The organism is Paraburkholderia sp. A1RI_3L (assembly GCF_048957895.1).
Lineage (GTDB): Bacteria > Pseudomonadota > Gammaproteobacteria > Burkholderiales > Burkholderiaceae > Paraburkholderia > Paraburkholderia kururiensis.
The window spans coordinates 1-269 of the sequence record NZ_JARCHA010000109.1 but is presented as its reverse complement, the minus strand read 5'-3'; the positions used below and the strand labels follow the sequence as shown (position 1 = coordinate 269).

Below are 269 nucleotides of genomic sequence, written 5' to 3'. Positions count from 1 at the left end.
GCCTTTCTCGCGACGCTCGACCCGCTCGCGCCGTCGAACGTCGAACAGTACAGCGCTGCCATTGCAGCCCTCTGGCCATGAACGCACATACCGTCATCCGGGAGGAAACATGAACGGCCCATGCCCGCGCGGGCTGCGCATCGGCATCACCATCGGTCTGCGCGATGCTGCCGAGAGCCTGTGGATCAACGGCATCAAGCAGAACGCGCTGTACCTGTCCAAGCTGTTCCAGCACTCGCCGCTGCGGCACCAGGTGCTGCTCGTCAACA

General features: G+C 63.9%; 1 protein-coding gene. It reads left to right on the top strand.

The annotated features are described in order from the left end of the window. Positions 1-109: 109 nt before the first annotated feature. A partial coding sequence (locus tag PXJ20_RS33115) for a DUF2827 family protein (RefSeq protein ID WP_421057537.1) occupies positions 110-269 on the top strand: 160 nt, incomplete at its 3' end.